The 14,774-nt window shown below is 72.2% G+C and carries 15 protein-coding genes and 1 tRNA gene; 9 read left to right on the top strand and 7 right to left on the bottom strand.

Annotation, left to right across the window (positions count from 1 at the left end; translation table 11 throughout):
* The first annotated feature begins 83 nt into the window (after nt 1-83).
* From ACFV5N_RS14890 to ACFV5N_RS14865, 6 genes are all read left to right on the top strand, one after another.
* Nucleotides 84-1,010: a S8 family serine peptidase gene (locus tag ACFV5N_RS14890; protein ID WP_385598973.1), complete on the top strand. Its 927-nt coding sequence runs from the start codon at nt 84-86 to the stop codon at nt 1,008-1,010.
* 61 nt (nt 1,011-1,071) lie between these two features.
* Nucleotides 1,072-1,995 (top strand): ectoine/hydroxyectoine ABC transporter substrate-binding protein EhuB, encoded by a 924-nt coding sequence (gene ehuB / locus ACFV5N_RS14885; RefSeq protein WP_385598967.1) that lies wholly within the window; start codon nt 1,072-1,074, stop codon nt 1,993-1,995.
* Nucleotides 1,995-2,714 (top strand): ectoine/hydroxyectoine ABC transporter permease subunit EhuC, encoded by a 720-nt coding sequence (gene ehuC / locus ACFV5N_RS14880; protein ID WP_385598964.1) that lies wholly within the window; start codon nt 1,995-1,997, stop codon nt 2,712-2,714. The genes ehuB and ehuC overlap by 1 nt, the downstream gene beginning before the upstream one ends.
* Nucleotides 2,711-3,364 carry an ectoine/hydroxyectoine ABC transporter permease subunit EhuD gene (gene ehuD, locus ACFV5N_RS14875; protein ID WP_385598962.1) on the top strand — a complete coding sequence of 218 codons (654 nt, stop codon included), beginning with the start codon at nt 2,711-2,713 and terminating at the stop codon, nt 3,362-3,364. The genes ehuC and ehuD overlap by 4 nt, the downstream gene beginning before the upstream one ends.
* A gap of 29 nt (nt 3,365-3,393) precedes the next feature.
* Nucleotides 3,394-4,185 (top strand): ectoine/hydroxyectoine ABC transporter ATP-binding protein EhuA, encoded by a 792-nt coding sequence (ehuA, locus tag ACFV5N_RS14870; RefSeq protein WP_385598959.1) that lies wholly within the window; start codon nt 3,394-3,396, stop codon nt 4,183-4,185.
* Between the two features lie 115 nt (nt 4,186-4,300).
* Complete coding sequence (locus ACFV5N_RS14865; RefSeq protein WP_385598957.1) at nt 4,301-5,059, top strand: IclR family transcriptional regulator; 759 nt, start codon at nt 4,301-4,303, stop codon at nt 5,057-5,059.
* Between the two features lie 100 nt (nt 5,060-5,159).
* Here ACFV5N_RS14865 and ACFV5N_RS14860 read toward each other — a convergent pair whose 3' ends face one another.
* Nucleotides 5,160-6,602 (bottom strand): MFS transporter, encoded by a 1,443-nt coding sequence (locus ACFV5N_RS14860; RefSeq protein ID WP_385598954.1) that lies wholly within the window; start codon nt 6,600-6,602, stop codon nt 5,160-5,162.
* Nucleotides 6,603-6,711: 109 nt separating this feature from the next.
* Here ACFV5N_RS14860 and ACFV5N_RS14855 point away from each other — a divergent pair, with 109 nt between their 5' ends.
* On the top strand, nt 6,712-7,293 hold the full coding sequence (locus ACFV5N_RS14855; RefSeq protein WP_385598951.1) for a TetR/AcrR family transcriptional regulator: 582 nt from the start codon (nt 6,712-6,714) through the stop codon (nt 7,291-7,293).
* 76 nt (nt 7,294-7,369) lie between these two features.
* On the opposite strand, the gene ACFV5N_RS14850 is transcribed toward ACFV5N_RS14855, so the two are convergent.
* The 6 genes from ACFV5N_RS14850 to ACFV5N_RS14825 form a co-directional block, all read right to left on the bottom strand.
* Nucleotides 7,370-7,705, bottom strand: a complete 336-nt coding sequence (locus ACFV5N_RS14850) for an antibiotic biosynthesis monooxygenase family protein (protein WP_385598948.1) — start codon at nt 7,703-7,705, stop codon at nt 7,370-7,372.
* Nucleotides 7,706-7,797: 92 nt separating this feature from the next.
* Nucleotides 7,798-8,226 (bottom strand): OsmC family protein, encoded by a 429-nt coding sequence (locus ACFV5N_RS14845; RefSeq protein WP_385598946.1) that lies wholly within the window; start codon nt 8,224-8,226, stop codon nt 7,798-7,800.
* Between the two features lie 134 nt (nt 8,227-8,360).
* Nucleotides 8,361-8,435: transfer RNA gene (locus ACFV5N_RS14840), tRNA-Leu, on the bottom strand.
* 109 nt (nt 8,436-8,544) lie between these two features.
* On the bottom strand, nt 8,545-9,243 hold the full coding sequence (locus ACFV5N_RS14835; RefSeq protein WP_385598943.1) for an HNH endonuclease: 699 nt from the start codon (nt 9,241-9,243) through the stop codon (nt 8,545-8,547).
* Entirely contained in the window at nt 9,240-9,872 is a 633-nt protein-coding gene (locus ACFV5N_RS14830; RefSeq protein WP_385598941.1) for an HNH endonuclease signature motif containing protein, read from the bottom strand. The genes ACFV5N_RS14835 and ACFV5N_RS14830 overlap by 4 nt, the downstream gene beginning before the upstream one ends.
* 70 nt (nt 9,873-9,942) lie before the next feature.
* The gene (locus ACFV5N_RS14825) at nt 9,943-11,265 is read right to left on the bottom strand and encodes a DUF445 domain-containing protein (protein WP_385598938.1); all 1,323 of its coding nucleotides are present in this window, start codon (nt 11,263-11,265) and stop codon (nt 9,943-9,945) included.
* Between the two features lie 69 nt (nt 11,266-11,334).
* Between ACFV5N_RS14825 and ACFV5N_RS14820 the strand changes: the two genes are divergently transcribed.
* Together ACFV5N_RS14820 and ACFV5N_RS14815 are read left to right on the top strand one after the other, a co-directional pair.
* The gene (locus tag ACFV5N_RS14820; RefSeq protein WP_385598970.1) at nt 11,335-12,576 is read left to right on the top strand and encodes an SGNH/GDSL hydrolase family protein; all 1,242 of its coding nucleotides are present in this window, start codon (nt 11,335-11,337) and stop codon (nt 12,574-12,576) included.
* Between the two features lie 126 nt (nt 12,577-12,702).
* Nucleotides 12,703-14,774, top strand: a 2,072-nt coding sequence (locus ACFV5N_RS14815; RefSeq protein ID WP_385598935.1) for a transglycosylase domain-containing protein, incomplete at its 3' end; no start/stop codon positions are given.

Here is a 14,774-nt window from a genome sequence, read left to right as displayed (position 1 = left end):
CCGGAGTCGACTCCAGCCTCCCCGAACTCCAAGGACAAGTCCTCGACGGCACCGACCTCACCGCCGACCCCCAAGGCGCCCACATCGACACCGGTGGGCACGGCACCGACATGGCCGCCCTCATCGCCGGAACCGGAGAAGGTAACGGAATTCAAGGACTCGCCCCGGGAGCGGAAATCCTGCCGATTCGCGTCACTCTTGGAGGGGTTTCTCTCGGCGGAACGGAGCGCTTCGCCGAGGGGATAATCCACGCCATTGAATCGGGGGCCAAGATTATCAATATTTCCCAAGGCGGCACTATGCCGCACGACGAGTTGTCGGAGGCCGTCGCCCTTGCCGCACGCCACGATGTACTCGTCTTCGCAAGCGCAGGAAATGCAGGGGACACAACCAATCACCTGGAAGACCCCGTCTCTCTCCCCGGTGTCGTGGGTGTCGGCGCCGTGGACAGCAACGGCGAGCGGTCCCCCTACTCCACCTACGGTCCGCAGGTGACCCTCGCCGCCCCCGGGGACGATGTTCCCAGGCACTGCGGCGACCTCACCGGCCCAGCCTGCATCCAGGACGAAGGCGGCACCAGCTCCGCCACCGCCCTCGCCTCCGCGTCCGCCGCGCTGATCTGGGCACGGCATCCCGACTGGACCAAGAACCAGGTCCTGCGCGTCATGCTCAACACCGCCGAGCGGCCCGACGACCAGCGACGGGATGACTACACCGGCTACGGCATCGTCCGCCCCGACCGCGTCGTCCTCGACGGAGAAGGTGACCCCGGCGACCCCGACAGCCCGCCCGTCTTCCGGGACTGGGAAGCCGCACTCGATCCGCCCGCCACCCCCGCACCCACCCCCGACGCCGACCCCACCCCCGACGCCGAACCCGCCCCCGGCCCGGAGGCCGAACCCGCCGCCACCAGCGACAACGCCAGCCCGCTGCCCTGGATGCTCGGCACCGGCGCCGCCGTTCTCGCCACCGGATCCGTGGGCTGGCTGCTGTGGCGGCGGCGGTCCTGAGTCCGGATCGTGACCTGAAAGGAGCCGCATAAGTTCGTTGAGGCTGGGTAGCCGCGCCGCCATGGCTCCACCACAACGGACAAAATCGACACCTTCCGAAAGACGGACGTCAAACGGCATCAGCCGGCGATCACTCCTCGCCGGTGCCGCCGCCTTCGGCGCCTTCGGATCCCTGGCCGCCGCGTGCAGCAGGGTCCCCCCGGAGGGCAACGTCGAAGGCGGCGATCTGCTGGAGCGGCTGCGCTCCCGCGGGTCCGTCAAGGTCGGCATCGCCAGTGAGCCGCCGTTCGGCTACATCAACGAGGACGGCCAGCCCGACGGCGAGGCCCCGGCCATCGCCAAGGTGATCTTCGACCGGCTCGGGATCGACAAGGTGACCCCGGTGCCCGTCGAATTCGGCGCGCTCATCCCCGGGCTCAAGGCCCAGCAGTTCGACGTGGTGTCCGCCGGGATGTACATCAACCCCACCCGGTGCGCCCAGGTCCTCTTCTCGGACCCGGACTACCTCATGCTGGACTCGTTCATCGTGCCCACCGGCAACCCGTACAACATCCAGCGCTACGAGGACATCGCCGAACAGGGCCTCGTCCTCGCCACCGGCACCGCCTACGCCGAGATCGACTACGCGCTGGCCGCCGGGGTACCGCAGAACCGGCTGCTGATCCTCCCCGACCAGGTCGCCGGCCTCGACGCCGTCGTCCAGGGCCGGGCCGCCGCCTTCGCGGGGACGAACGTCACCGTGACCGGCGTCGTCAAGAATTCCTCCCGCGCCGAGGCCACCGAACCGTTCCAGCCCTACGTGGACGGAGAGCCCGCCTACGGCGCCGGCGGATTCGCGTTCCGCCGTTCCGAGAAGAATTTCCGCGACGCCTTCAATGTGGAACTGCACAAACTGAAGGACAGCGGCGAGCTGCTCGAGATCGTCCGTCCCTTCGGATTCACCGAAGCGGAAATGACGGACCTCACCGCCGAGGAGCTTTGCTGATGATGACCTCCGGCATGTTCCACAATTACTTTCTCCCCGGCATCTGGATCACCATCCAGGTGACCGTCTACAGCGCCGCGCTCGCCGCCCTGGTGGCCTTCACCATCGGCACCCTGCGCACCTCACGGCTGTGGATCGTCCGTTTCCTGGCCGGCGCGTACTTCGAGATCTTCCGCGGCATGTCCGCGCTGGTCATGCTGTTCTGGCTGGCGTTCTCGCTGCCGCTGATCCTCCAGTGGCAGCTGGTGCCGATGTACGCCGGAGTCCTGGCGCTCGGCCTCACCTACGGCGCCTACGGCTCCGAAGTGGTACGCGGCGCACTCGCCGCCGTGCCCGTCGCCCAGCGCGAAGCGGGGGTCGCGCTCGGCTTCTCCAGGGCCCAGCGGCTGCGCCGGATCGAGATCCCACAGGCGTGGCCCGAGATGGTCCCGCCGTTCAACAACCTGCTGATCGAGCTGCTCAAGGGCACCGCGCTGGTCTCCGTCATCGGCGTCGCCGACATGACCTACGCCGGCAACCTGGTCCGGCTCGGCAGCAATGAGAGCGCACCCGTGTACACCCTCCTGCTGGTCCTGTACTTCGCGATGGCCTTCGTCCTCACCCGCGGCATGCGGGTCGTCGAACGCGTCGCCAAGGCCGGCGTCGGCCAGGCCGACCCGCTCACCTTCCGGCGGTCCAAGGCCACCGCCTCCGCGACCACCACGGGAGGTGCCCGATGAGCTGGAGCTGGGAGGTCGTCTCCGACTTCATGCCGCTCTTCTGGGACGGCGTGCTGGTCACCCTGCAGGCGCTCGCGCTGGGGACCCTGATCGCCTTCTCCCTGGGCCTGGTGTGGGCGATAGCGCAACGGTCGCGTTTCGCGTTCATCCGCTGGCCCGTCAGCGCGGTCACCGAGTTCATCCGCAACACCCCCCTCCTCGTGCAGTTGTTCTTCCTGTACTTCGTGGTGCCCGAGTGGGGTCCGTCCATGTCCGCGCTGACCACCGGCATCGTCGGCCTGGGGCTGCACTACTCCACGTACACCGCCGAGGTGTACCGCTCCGGCATCGGCGGCGTCCCCGCCGGCCAGTGGGAAGCGGCCACCGCGCTCAGCATGCCGCGCGTCCGCACCTGGACCGCCGTCATCCTGCCGCAGGCCATCCGCCGCGTCGTACCGGCGCTGGGCAACTACGTCATCGCCATGCTCAAGGACTCGCCCATGATCGCGGTCATCGGCGCCCTCGAAATGCTCGGCGAGGCCCGCAGCTTCAGCAACGCCACCTTCACCTCGGAGGCGTACACGATCGTCGGTATCGCGTTCCTGGTGATCGCCTACCCGGCCTCCCTGCTGATCCGCGCCCTCGAACGCCGGCTCGCGCTCACCTCCTGATCCGATCGCACGGGAAGACCCCAACACCCATGACCAACGACAGCAGCCGCGCCAACGGCTCCGAACTCGTCCGCTTCGACAAGGTCACCAAACGCTTCGGCGAGGTGACCGTCCTCGACGAACTCGACTTCTCCGTCGCCACCAACAAGCACGTCACCCTCATCGGCCCCTCCGGATCCGGCAAGACCACGATCCTGCGGCTGCTGATGACGCTGCTGAAACCCGACGAGGGCACCATCACCGTCGACGGCGACCTGCTCACCCACGAAGAGAAGAACGGCAAACTCGTACGGGCCGGCGAGCGGCACACCCGCGAGGTCCGCAAGAAGATCGGCATGGTCTTCCAGCAGTTCAACCTCTTCCCCAACATGAAGGTCCAGCGCAACGTCATGGAGGCGCCGGTCCACGTCCTCGGCCTGGACAAGGACGAGGCGGCCCAGCGCGCCAAGGACCTCATCGAACTCGTCGGGCTCAGCGAGCACCTCGACAAGTACCCCAGCCAGCTCTCCGGCGGCCAGCAGCAGCGGGTGGCCATCGCCCGCGCCCTGGCCATGCGCCCGCAGGTGCTGCTCCTGGACGAGGTCACCTCCGCCCTCGACCCGGAGCTGGTGGCCGGCGTCCTGGACGTCCTGAGCGACATCGCGCACAGCACCGACATCACCATGATCTGTGTGACGCACGAGATGAGCTTCGCCCGGGACATCTCCGACCGGGTGCTGATGTTCGACAAGGGAAAGATCGTCGAATCGGGCTCCCCCGAGAAGATCTTCAGCGACCCCGAGCACGACCGCACCCGGGAGTTCCTGAGCACCGTGCTGTGAACCGGGGCACGGTCCGGCACCGGGCACCCCACTTGTGCCGGACCGCCTCCCCGCAAGCCCCAACGTCGCTACCCTGGGTCCGGAGCTGGCACAACTCCCCCTCCAGGAGGACGAAGTGGCGATCACACCCGGGCTGACCGCCCCGTTTCACTCCGTGCAGTACGCACTGCGCCTGCTGGAGACCATCGCGGCTCACTCCGACGGCATCCCGGAGAACGAGATCGCCCGGCACGTCGACCTCCCGCCCGGCCAGCTCTCCCATCTGCTGCTGATGCTCGGCCGCGAGGGATACGTGCACCGGCTGCCCGACGGCGCGTACCTGCCCGGGGACGCGCTGATCCTGCTCAGCCGGGGCGGCGACCGGGAACGGGTGCGCCACGACAAGCTGCGCGAGGCGCTGGACGACCTGCGCGTCAGCCTCGGGGCGGCCGTCTACATCGGCCTGTACCGGGACGGCGAACTGGAGGTGCCGCACGTCTCGGAGTCCCCGGAGACGCCGCCGGTGCACCAGTGGGTCGACTTCCGCTCGGCCGCGCACGCCACGGCCATCGGCAAGTGCCTGCTCAGCCAGCTCGACCACGACGGGCGGCAGGACCACTTCGCCCGCCACCGGGCCGCCCGGCTCACCTCCCGCACCATCACCGACGCCCAGGTCCTGCTCTCCTCCCTGGAACGGCAGCCGGCCACCATGCCGGTGCTGGACCTCCAGGAGTACGCGGTGGGCACGCTGTGCGCGGCCGTACCGCTGACCGCCGGGGCGACGGTCGGCACCCTGGCGCTGTCCCTGCCGGTGGGCGAGGCGCACCGGCTGCGGCAGGCGGCCGAGACGCTCAACCGCAAGGCCGGCCCGGCGCTGCTGTCGCTGGCGCTGTAGCGGACGGGTCTGACCGGCGGCCGTCACCGGCCGCGTCGGCTCCGTCCCTTCTCCGCCCCGGCGTCCGGGGTGGCGGGCGCCGGGTCGTGCCGGAGGGTGTTCATCGCGGTGACCTCCTTCCGCGCTGTCCGGGATCGGGGGCGGCGGCGGGTCCGGGTTCGGCGGCGGGTTCGGCGGCGGGCCGGTGCAGGTGGGCCCGTGGCGCGGGGGCGGCGGTACGGGCCAGGACGGTCAGCGCGACGAGGGCGAGCGCGGTCGAAGTGAGGGCCGCCGACCGTACGGCGCCGGCCCCGGTGGTGGCGCCGGCCCACCAGGCTGCGCCGCAGGCGGTGCCCAGGGCCAGGCCGAGCTGGCGGGCCAGGTTGGTGGTACCGGCCGTGGTGCCGAGGCGGCCGGGCGGGGTGGCGTTCACGGCGAGCACCTGGAGCTGGCCGTTGAGGAGGCCGAACCCGGTGCCCATCAGGGCGAGCCGCCAGCCCAGGTCGGCGGGGCCCCAGCTGTCGCGCACGAGGACGAGCGAGGCGAGGGCGAGGGTGATGCACAGTGCGCCGGCCAGCGCGACCGGCCGGGGACGCAGCCGGTCGGCCGCGCGTCCGCCGAGCAGCCCGGCGACACCGGTGGCCACGGCCATGGCGAGCATGACCCGGCCGGTGTCGCTCGGGGTGGCGCCCAGGGTGTCCTGGAGCAGGAACGGCACCGTGAACATGACGGTGAACAGGGCGAGATAGCCCAGCAGCAGGACAGTGTGCGGTCCGGCGACACCGGGGCGGGCGAGGAGTTCACGGACCGGGCGGCCTTCGGGGCGGCGGGCCCACCCGGCTCCGAGCGGCACGGCGAGCAGGCCGAGCGCGGCCCAGGGGGCGGCGGTGTCCACGGCCAGGGTGAGGCCGAGCAGCAGGGCGAGGGCGCCCGCCCCGAGCGTGGCCGCCTCGGTGAGCCAGGCGCGGCGGGGCGCGGGGAGCCGTTCGCCCAGCGGCAGTTGGCACATGGTCAGGACCAGGACGACGGCGACGACAGGGAGGTTGAGGTAGAAGATCCAGGGCCAGCCGAAGGCGTCGACGAGCCGGCCGCCGGTCAGGGGCCCGGCCATCGCGCCGAGCGTGCCGGAGAGCATGACGAGGCCGAACGCGCGGGCGCGGGCCCCGGGGCGTACGGCGGTGGTGACCAGGACGGGGGTCAGCGACATCATGACGACGGCGGCGCAGCCCTGGAGGACGCGGGCGGCGATGAGCCAGCCGGCGCCGGGGGCGAGGCCGCAGGCGATGCTCCACGCGGCGAAGTGCACGGTCGCGAAGGTGAGGGCGCGGCGCGGGTCGGCGGTGTCGGCCCAGCGGCCCGCGCACAGGCTCAGGGCGATGAGCGGGGCCACGTAGCCGAGGGTGACCCACTGGACGACGGCGGTGCGCGCGGAGAGGTCCTCGCCGATGACGGGCAGGGCGACGGTGACGACCGAGGCGTCCAGCTGGGCGAGGAAGACGGCGAGGCCGGCGGCGATGACGACCCCCCAGCGGTCGGGGGATGTGGTGCCCGGCGGTGTGCTCATGGTCACCCTCCAGGAACGAAGCGGAAAGTATTCCGGTTCTTGCCCCGGGAAGCTCACCGGAAAGCTCTCCGGATATCAAGTCCCCACCCGCCGACGTATGCTCACCGGCATGCCCGCAGCCCCCGCCGAACGCGCCGACGCCGCACGCAACCGCCGGAAAATCCTCGACGCCGCCCAGCGGATCACGGCCCAGCACGGCGCGGCACAGCTGTCCCTCGACACCGTCGCCAAAGCCGCCGACGTCGGCGTGGGCACCGTCTACCGCCGCTTCGGCGACCGCGCGGGCCTCGTCTTCGCCCTCCTGGAAGACCGCGAACAGCGCTTCCGCGCCCAACTCGACGAAGGACCGCCCCCACTCGGCCCCGGCGCACCCCCGGACCAGCGGCTCCGCGCCTTCCTGCACGCCCTCGTCGACCTCGTCGTCGAACAGCGCGAACTCCTGCTGCTCGCCGAGGCCAGCGACCCCCACGCCCGCTACACCAGCACCCCCTACACCGCCCAGCACACCCACATCGGCGCCCTGCTGCGCACACTGCGGCCGGACGCCGACACCGACGCCCTCGCGGACGCCCTGCTCGCCCCCCTCGCCCCCAGCCTGATCGACCACCAGCTGCGGCACCGCGCGTTCGACCCCGACCGGATCAAAGCCGCCCTCGGCACACTCGCCGACGCCGTCGCCACCCACCCCTGAACACCCCGGCCCCCAGGCCACCCGTACCCAGCCCGCCGCACTCAGCCCACCGGCCCCGCACCGGCGCACCCGCACATCAGGCCGGACGCTCACCACTCACCGGAGCCGCCTGCTGCACCACCTCGAAGGACCACAGCTCGGAACCCGACGCGGCCGGCTTGCGGCCCTCCCCACCGGAACCCCCGTGCGCCTGCCGCATGGACCCGCGCATCCAGTTCTGGAAGTCCTCCTCGCTGCGCCACCGGGTGTACACCAGATAGGTGTCCGTCCCCTCCACCGGCCGCAGCAGCTCGAACCACTCGAAACCGTCCTGCCCCTCCACCGCACCGGCGCGCGAGGCGAACCGGCGCTCCAGTTCCTCGCGCTGCTCGGCGGGAACGGTCAGGACGTTGATCTTCACCACGCTGGCCATCGGCGGACACCTCTCGTGCGGGGAAACGGACCACCGCCCAGCGTACGGCGGCCCCGGCACCCCGCAGGGTGCCGGGGCCATACGCGCCGCGCTCAGTCGAGCAGTTCCGCCTCCAGGGTGATGGTGACCCCGGCGAGCGCCTTGCTGACCGGGCAGTTCTCCTTGGCGGTCCGGGCAGCTTCCTGGAAACCGTCCGCGGACAGCCCGGGCACCCGGGCCTTGACGCTCAGCACGATGCCGGTGATGCCCTCACCGGGCTGGAAGGTGACGGACGCCTGGGTGTCCACGGTCTCCGGCGGGGTACCGGCGCCGGCCAGGCCGTGCGAGAGGGCCATGGAGAAGCACGAGGAGTGCGCGGCGGCGATCAGCTCCTCCGGAGAGGTCCGCCCGTTCGGCGTCTCGGCCCGCGAGGGCCAGTTGACGTCGAACGTCCCGACCCCCGAGGACTCCAGGGCGACGGTCCCGGACCCCTCCATGAGAGAGCCGGCCCAACGGGTCGTCGCGACACGGGTGGTTGCCATGGTCGATCCTCCAGCGCATCAGGGAAAGCACTACCCTCACACGCTAGCGGGACGATCACCGGATCGCCCGGATCGACCCCGGAATCGGCGGCGGCCCGGCTCGCAAGGAGCCGGGCCGTGAGCGCCTGCCAGGGTGGGCCCGGTGGGACTCGAACCCACGACACACCGGACCTAAACCGGCGCCCTCTGGCCAGCTGGGGTACGGACCCGCGCCGTCATCCTACAGATACGGCCCACCACCAGTCTCCGGCCCGGGAGGTACACGGACCGTCCGGCCGGGGGTGCCCGAGCGGACCCGGGCGGTGGCGGAACAGCAGGTCACCCGCCGCGGTTTGCGGGCGGCGGCTTCTCCCCCGTCCGCTTCCCCGGCCGTCCGCCACGGCACCATGTGCTGGTGATGGCATGGCAGTTCGGGCACAGCAGCCGGAGGTTCTCCGCCCGGTTGTCGGCCCAGTTCCCGTTGATGTGGTCCACTTCCAGGGTCATCGGCCTGCCGTGCCAGCGCGGGCCCGTTCCGCAGCCGGCGCACTGCTCCGCCCGGCCGATCTCGGCGAGAGCCCGGCGCAGCAGATGGGTCCTCGTGCGCCGCTCACCGGATCCCTCGACCAGGATGGCCTCGGCGGTCAGCGCGCGCGGGCTGGGCCGCCCGCGCTGATGTGCCTGGCCCAGGAAATGCGCGGTATCGCACCCCAGCGCGGCGACCGTCGCGCGGAAGCGAGCCCGCGCAGCGGTGGTGTCGGGCAGGCCCAGGCGCCGGAGGACACCCGCGACGGATCGCGACGCGCGGACGGCTTCCGCCCACTCGGCCGGTGTGGGCTCCGGGCGGCCGGTCCGCCGACGGCCGTCGCCGGGACGGAAATGCGTGATGTCGATGCCGAAGTGGGCGAAACGGCGCAGCAGATACGGGCGCAGATTCGGATAGGGCCGCACCGCCAGGAAGGCGATCACCTCGTCCAGGCCGGAGCAGCGTCGGGCCGCTTCCGCGAGCAGTTCCGGCGAGTACCTCGTCCCGGTCATCGTGCCCGCTTGCCCCTGCCACGGTAGGTGTCGGTCGCCGCATGGCAGTTCGGGCACAGCAGCCGGAGATTCTCCGGACAGTTGTTGCTCCGGTCGCCGTCCCGGTGATCCACCTCCAGCCGGAGCGGCTGCCCTCGCCACCAGGGCGGGATCCCGCAGCCGGAACAGCGGTCCTCGACCCCGGCGCGCAGCATGGCCCGGCGGAGCCGTGCCCCGGGGATCCGGCGGGCGCCGGGCTCCTGACGGGTCAGGAGCGCCTGGCCGGTCCTGCGGGTCCGGGCCGAGCCGGCGTCCGCCCGCCCGGTGAAGTGGGACGTGTCGATCCCCAGCGCCTTGATCCGGCGGCTGAGGTGGGTGTGCTGACCGCCCACCCGGGGGACGCCGAGCCGGTCCAGGACCTCGCCCATGGTCCGGGAGGCCGCTACCGCCTCGGTCAGCGTCTCCGTGCTCCAGCGGCGGCCTTCCGGGGCGAAGTGCGAGGTGTCGATGTCCAGGGCCCGCATCCGTTCGCGCAGATAGCGCCGCGTCGCGCTCCGGGGGTCGGCGCCGAGCGCGGTGATCGCCTCGGTCAGGGTCGCCGCGCCCGCCGCCGCTTCGGCGAGCCGTTCCCGGGTGTACGGGCCGGCCATGCGCGCCCCCTCGTTCGTCTGTCGCGTTCTCGCACGGATCAACGAGCGGGGCGCCGGCCGGTTACGCCGGTCAGGTGAACAGCTGCGTCACCGTGTGGATCGTCAGTCCGGCCAGGGAGCCGATGATCGTGCCGTTCAGGCGGATGAACTGGAGGTCGCGGCCGATGTGGAGTTCGATCTTGCGGGAGGTGGTGCGGGCGTCCCAGGAGGCGACCGTGTCGCTGATCAGGGAGGTGATCTCGGTGCGGTAGCCGGAGACGACGTGCAGTGCCGCGTCGGTGGCCCAGCCGTCGAGTTTGCCGCCGAGGCGGTCGTCGGTGGACAGCCGGTGGCCGAGGGAGAGCAGGGCGGCGCGGGCGCGCCGGCGCAGGGCGCTGTTCTCGTCCTCGGCGGCCGTGAGGATCATGGCGCGGACCGCGGACCAGGCGGAGGCGATGAGGTCCTGGACCTCGGGGCGGTTCAGCAGGTCGGTTTTGAGGCGTTCCACGCGGGCGCGGGTGTCCGGGTCGTCCTTGAGCTGCTGGGCGAAGTCGGTGAGGAAGCGGTCGAGGGCGCCGCGTGCGGGGTGGTCGGGGCTGTCGCGCATCTCGGTGACGAAGCGGAGCAGTTCGCGGTAGACGCGTTCGCCGATGCGGCGGTCGACGAAGCGGGGGGTCCAGCCGGGGGCGCCGCCTTCGACGGCTTCCAGGACGGAGTCGCGGTGCAGGACGAGCCAGTCGTGGGCGCGGGCGCAGACGAGGTCGACGAGGCGGTGGTGGGCTCCGGCGGTGACGGTGCGGTCGAGGAGGTCGCCGAGGTGGGGGGAGATCTCGCGGGCGCCGACCTGGCGGGTGATGGCTTCGCCTATGACGGCCTGGACGTCGGCGTCGCGCAGGACGGTGAGTCCGCCGCGGAGGGCGGTGGCCAGTTCGGCGGTGACGCGGTCGGTGTTCTCGGGGCGGGCGAGCCAGGTGCCGGCGCGCCGGGAGAGGCCGAGGGAGCGGAGTTTGCCGCGGACGACGTCCTCGGCGAGGAAGTTGTCGCCGACGAAGTCGCCGAGGGACTGGCCGAGCTGGTCTTTCTTGGTGGGGATGATGGCGGTGTGCGGGATGGGCAGGCCGAGGGGGTGGCGGAAGAGGGCGGTGACGGCGAACCAGTCGGCGAGGGCGCCGACCATGCCGGCTTCGGCGGCGGCGGCGACGTAGCCGGCCCAGGCGCCGGCGCCGCGGTGTTCGGCCCAGGTGGCGAGCGCGTAGACGACGGCCACGGCCACCAGCAGTCCGGTGGCCACTCCCTTCATGCGGCGCAGGGAGCGTTGTTTCGCCACATCTGCTGCGGTGAAGCTCATGTCCCCCATTGTCGGGGGTGGGGCGATTCGAACGGACGAGCCCCTGTCGTCGGGTCGTGGGATCATGGGCGGGTGGGTGTGGGAGCGGTGGGTGTGCGGCGTGGTCCTGCGTGGGCGGCGGCCGGGGTGGTGGCGGTGCTGGTGATCGTTTCGGCGGTGCTGGCGGGGATGCCGGGGGGTGACGGGCGGGGGCTGCGGCCGGCTCCGGGGCCGCCGGGGGCGGTGGTGCCGGCGGCGCAGGGGGCGTGGGTGAGTGCCTGGTCGGCGGCGCCGACGGGGGCGGAGCCGGGGACGCGGGACGGTCTGGGCGGGCAGTCGCTGCGGAACGCGGTGCAGGTGTCGGCCGGGGGTTCGGCGGTGCGGGTGGAGTTGTCGAACCGGTACGGCAGTCAGCCGGTGACGTTCACCCGGGCGTCGGTGGGGCTGGCGGCGGGCGGGGGTCCGGAGGCGGTGGCGGGGTCGGTGGTGCCGCTGGCGTTCGGGGGCCGCAGTGCGGTGACGATACCGGTGGGGGGTGTGGTGCTGAGTGACGCGGTGGGGTTGGCGGTGGAGCCGGCGGACCGGTTGCTGGTGTCGGTGTACGCGCCGGGGCCTTCGGGTCCTGTGACGTATCACCGGCATGCGCGGGAGGTGAATTTCGCGGCGCGTGGGGAGCACACCCGGGACGAGGCGGGGGTGGTGTACACGGCGGTGTCCGAGCACTGGCGTTATCTGACGGGGGTGCAGGTGTTCTCGCCCGCTCCGCGGGGGGCGGTGGTGGTGCTGGGTGATTCGCTGACGGACGGGATCACGGCGACGCCCGGTGCGGGTCACCGGTGGACGGATTTCCTGGCGGCGCGGCTGGAGGGGCGGCCGGTGCTGAATCTGGGGATCAGTGGCAACCGGCTGTTGCGGGACAGTCCGCCGGGGCGGTCGTACAACGGGCCGAGCGGGTTGAGCCGGCTGCACAGTGATGTGCTGCGCCAGGAGGGCGCGGAGGTGCTGATCGTGCAGTTGGGGATCAATGACATTCTGCGGGAGCCGCGGGAGCTGGATGCGGAGCGGATCACGGCGGGGCTGGACCGGTTGGCGGTGGAGGGGCGTGCGGCCGGGCTGCGGGTGGTGGGGGCGACGCTGATGCCGTTCGAGGGGCATTACGCGTGGTCGCCGGAGCTGGAGGCGGTGCGGCAGGCGGTGAACGAGCGGCTGCGGTCGGGTGAGGTGTTCGACGGGCTGGTCGATCTGGACGCGGCGTTGCGTGATCCGGTGCGTCCGTCGCGGCTGTTGCCGGTGTTCGACTCGGGTGATGGGCTGCATCCGACGGACGCGAAGTTCGAGGCGATGGCGGGGGCCGTGGATCCGGGGGTGCTGGAGGCGGGGGTGCCGGCGCCGGCGTAGGGGTGCCGGGTCGCGTGGCCGGGCCGGGTGGGGCGGGGCGGGGTGCAGGGCCGTTCGGGGGAGCCGGGGGGCGTACCGGGTGGTGTGCGGGGGGCGTGCCGGGGGCGGGTTGCGACAGTGTGCCCCATGGGCGATGACCGATGGCCGCGGTGGCCGGCCAGGAGTGCGGGGGTGCGCCGGCCGCGCCGTGGTGGGGTGTGGCGGCTGGTGCCTTCGTGGCGGATGGTGCTGGGGGTGGGGGTCGCGGGGGTGGTGTTGTCCGTGGGGGCGCTGGTGGCGGGCTATCTGCTGGTGGAGATTCCGGAGCCGAAGTCGGCGGCGGCGGCGCAGGCGAATGTGTATCTGTACGCGGACGGTTCGCAGATCGCGGCGGTCGGTGAGGTGAACCGGGCGAATGTGGCGCTGGAGGAGGTTCCGGAGCCGGTGCGGTACGCGGTGCTGGCGGCGGAGGACCGGGATTTCTTCGACGCGTCGCCGGTGGATCTGTCGGCGATGGTGCGGGCGGGGTGGAACATGCTGCGCGGTGGGGGGCGGCAGTCGGGTTCGACGATCACGCAGCAGTATGTGAAGAACTACTACCTGGATCAGCGGCAGACGGTGACGCGCAAGGTCAGGGAGTTGTTCATCGCGGTGAAGCTGGGGCGGGAGCTGAGCAAGGAGGAGATCCTTCAGGGTTATCTGAACACCAGCTATTTCGGCCGCAACGCGTACGGGGTGCAGGCGGCGGCCCAGGCGTACTACGGCAAGGACGTGGGCGAGCTGGGTGTGGCCGAGGGTGCTTATCTGGCGGCGCTGTTGCAGGCGCCGAGCGCGTACGACGTGGTGGCGGATCCGGGGAGTGCGGGCCGGGCGGTGGCGCGGTGGGAGTACGTGCTGGACGGCATGGTGTCGCAGGGGTGGCTGGCGGCCGGGGAGCGGGAGGCGCTGGAGTTTCCGCGGCCGGGTCCGTACGAGCCGCCGGATCTGCTGTCGGGTGAGCGGGGTTATCTGGTGGAGGCGGTGCGGGGCGAGCTGGCCGGGCGGGGGGTTCTGGGGGAGGACGAGCTGGCGGCGGGCGGGTACCGGATCACGACGACGATCGATCCGGTGCGGCAGGAGGCGCTGACGCGGGCGGTGGAGGAGCAGGTGCTGGCGGGTCTGGGGAGTGGGCCGCCGGACAGTTATGCGCGGGTGGGGGCGACGTCGGTGGAGGTGGCGTCGGGCGAGGTGGTGGCGATGTACGGGGGGCGGGATTACACGGAGCAGTTCGTCAACAACGCGACGCGCCGCGACTATCAGGCGGCGTCGACGTTCAAGCCGATCGTGTACGCGGCGGCGCTGGAGCACGGTGCGGAGACGGTGGACGGGGAGCGGATCGGTCCGGAGACGGTGTACGACGGGCGCAGTGGCCGGCCGGTGGTGGGCCGGGACGGTGCGGACACGGGGTGGGCGCCGCAGAACGAGGGCGGGCGGGATTACGGCCTCCTGACGGTGGCGGAGGCGATGGACCGGTCGGTGAACGCGGTGTTCGCGCAGCTGGGTGAGGACGTGGGGGCGGACCGGGTGCGGGAGACGGCGGTGGCGCTGGGGATTCCGGAGGAGGTGCCGGGGCTGGCGGAGGCGCGGGGGTCGGTGTCGCTGGGGACGGCGACGCCGAGCACGGTGGATGTGGCGCAGGTGTACGCGGCGCTGGCCCGGCAGGGGGTGTTCCGGGAGGCGGTGCTGGTGCGGGAGGTGAGCCGGGACGGGGAGCCGGTGCCGTTGCCGGAGCCGGCCGGGCGGCGGGCGGTGTCGGCGGAGGTGGCGGAGGGGGTGACGGCGCTGCTGCGCGGGGTGGTGGAGTCGGGTACGGGGACGGCGGCGGGGTCGGCGGGGCGTCCGGCGGCGGGGAAGACGGGGACGGCGGAGGAGGACCGGGCGGCGTGGTTCGCCGGGTTCACGCCGGAGTTGGCGACGGTGGTGGCGGTGTTCGGGCAGGACTCCGCGTCGGGTGAGCAGCGGTCGCTGTACGGGGTGGCGGGGCAGGAGCGGATCAGTGGCGGGGGCTTTCCGGCGCTGGTCTGGGGGCAGTACACGGCGGCGGCGCTGGAGGGGCGGCCGGTGGCGGAGTTCGGGGGCGCGGCGGTGCCGGTGTCGCCGGGCGGGGACGGCGGCGCGGGTGGGGCCGGCGAGGGTGATGAGGGGGAGGACGGCGGTGCGAAGGAGGGTGGGCGGGAGCC

The sequence above is a fragment of the Streptomyces sp. NPDC059853 genome (assembly GCF_042731495.1).
In the GTDB taxonomy this organism is placed as follows: Bacteria; Actinomycetota; Actinomycetes; order Streptomycetales; family Streptomycetaceae; genus Streptomyces.
Note: the sequence above shows the minus strand (reverse complement) of the source record. Positions and strands in the feature narration are given on the sequence as shown.

What these genes read in the sequence shown, in the direction of transcription:
- ehuB (WP_385598967.1), top strand. Translation starts at nt 1,072, where the DNA reads ATGGCTCCACCACAACGGACAAAATCGACACCTTCCGAAAGACGGACG.
- ehuC (WP_385598964.1), top strand. Translation starts at nt 1,995, where the DNA reads ATGATGACCTCCGGCATGTTCCACAATTACTTTCTCCCCGGCATCTGG.
- ehuD (WP_385598962.1), top strand. Translation starts at nt 2,711, where the DNA reads ATGAGCTGGAGCTGGGAGGTCGTCTCCGACTTCATGCCGCTCTTCTGG.
- ehuA (WP_385598959.1), top strand. Translation starts at nt 3,394, where the DNA reads ATGACCAACGACAGCAGCCGCGCCAACGGCTCCGAACTCGTCCGCTTC.
- ACFV5N_RS14860 (WP_385598954.1), bottom strand. Translation starts at nt 6,602, where the DNA reads ATGAGCACACCGCCGGGCACCACATCCCCCGACCGCTGGGGGGTCGTC.
- ACFV5N_RS14855 (WP_385598951.1), top strand. Translation starts at nt 6,712, where the DNA reads ATGCCCGCAGCCCCCGCCGAACGCGCCGACGCCGCACGCAACCGCCGG.
- ACFV5N_RS14850 (WP_385598948.1), bottom strand. Translation starts at nt 7,705, where the DNA reads ATGGCCAGCGTGGTGAAGATCAACGTCCTGACCGTTCCCGCCGAGCAG.
- ACFV5N_RS14845 (WP_385598946.1), bottom strand. Translation starts at nt 8,226, where the DNA reads ATGGCAACCACCCGTGTCGCGACGACCCGTTGGGCCGGCTCTCTCATG.
- ACFV5N_RS14835 (WP_385598943.1), bottom strand. Translation starts at nt 9,243, where the DNA reads ATGACCGGGACGAGGTACTCGCCGGAACTGCTCGCGGAAGCGGCCCGA.
- ACFV5N_RS14830 (WP_385598941.1), bottom strand. Translation starts at nt 9,872, where the DNA reads ATGGCCGGCCCGTACACCCGGGAACGGCTCGCCGAAGCGGCGGCGGGC.
- ACFV5N_RS14825 (WP_385598938.1), bottom strand. Translation starts at nt 11,265, where the DNA reads ATGATCCCACGACCCGACGACAGGGGCTCGTCCGTTCGAATCGCCCCA.